The sequence below is a fragment of the Morganella sp. Je.2.23 genome, from assembly GCF_051129855.1.
Taxonomy (GTDB): Bacteria; Pseudomonadota; Gammaproteobacteria; order Enterobacterales; family Enterobacteriaceae; genus Morganella; species Morganella sibonii.
The window spans coordinates 1-1,315 of record NZ_JBCPSQ010000017.1 but is presented as its reverse complement, the minus strand read 5'-3'; the positions used below and the strand labels follow the sequence as shown (position 1 = coordinate 1,315).

The following is a 1,315-nucleotide window of genomic DNA, read 5'->3' as shown; positions in this document are numbered from 1 at the left end:
TGACTCATAAAATGCTTTTATGGCCGGAATATCCTTTTCCGTCACCGGCGTCGCGGTTGTCCACGGCCATTCCGGTAAATTTGTTGCGTAAAATGTCTGTGATATCTCCCGGAACCCTTTTTCAGCCCCTTTTGCCCTCGGGCTGTCACCAAAGGATGTGTACCGTCCGGAATAATAAGCCGTATCCGGCGTTATCTTTCCGTCCTGAACAATCAGCTTGACCGCCGCGGCATATTCATCACTTCCGTCACGACTGACATCCTGGATTTTCGCTGAGCACCACATGTTATCAGGAAGATTATCATCATCATTGACTGATTTGTGCAGCATCGCGATGCTGAGGGTGTTCTCACCATTCTGCAGATAAGAACTGATAGTTTGCCCCATGGTGAATTGCTCTTTCCACATGCCCGCGTTATCCATCACCAGCATGCCGTTAATTTTGACAAAACAGAGCGCGTCAACGGCATTAAATGATACGGTATAATTTGTTTTCATGGTTTCCCCTGCGTGAAGCTGCACTGTACCCAGCAGCAGCCCCGGTAATATCAGCCCGTGTTTAACCCAGAGAAAACCGCCACTCCGAATCCTCTTTCTCCAGTTCGTCATAAATTATCCATTCCTTATAATTTCCCGCTTCAGATGCGACTGATGCGTTATTCTCACCTGTCTTTCTTGAGTTATTTCCTCTGCTGACTTTCACATAAACCCTGGCTTTCACCCCCTCGTGGTACACCACGGCGGTCAGGTCATCCCCGTCTTCTTTGTCAAAATCCATTTTTAACGTCGCTTTTATTTCCGCGCCCGCCTTAAAAAAGCCCCCCACACCAAAAACCCTGACACCACCCTCCACATGCGCGTCACCGATGATTTCCCCCTGAAGCCCGACCCTGCGGCCGTCTGATTTAAAATCCCCGCGGTCATCGGTTTTGAATTTATACTCACCATGCACACCGAAACTGAACATAAGTTCCAGTTTCAGGATGACATAGACGCCGTCCTCCCCCTCTCTGACGGCATCTTCCTGTGCCGCTGCAGCCTCACGTGCTGTGCTGATAATATGACCATACGCACCCAGAAACCGGGTAAGTGCCGTCAGCAGGTCTACCGTGATTTTAAAACCGAAAAACGGCGCGAAACCGACTGAGATATTCCCTTCGGTAATGACGCCGGCCGTGTCCGACAGAACGGTTTTAACGCCACCGGTGATTTCCAGTTTGGGATAACAAAACGCCGCACTTATCAGCGGGAATTTCTGGTTATCTTTCCCTGTCTGTAATGCGCCGTTAATGATATTAAAACCGTTATCGATACA

At 49.1% G+C, this 1,315-nt stretch carries 1 protein-coding gene and 1 pseudogene; both read right to left on the bottom strand.

The genetic code is table 11. The annotated features are described in order from the left end of the window. A pseudogene (locus tag AAZR23_RS20635) lies at window positions 1-498 on the bottom strand (hypothetical protein); the annotation flags it as partial. A gap of 61 nt (window positions 499-559) precedes the next feature. After that, the coding region (locus AAZR23_RS20630) for a hypothetical protein (protein WP_434694498.1) at window positions 560-1,315 on the bottom strand (756 nt) is incomplete at its 5' end.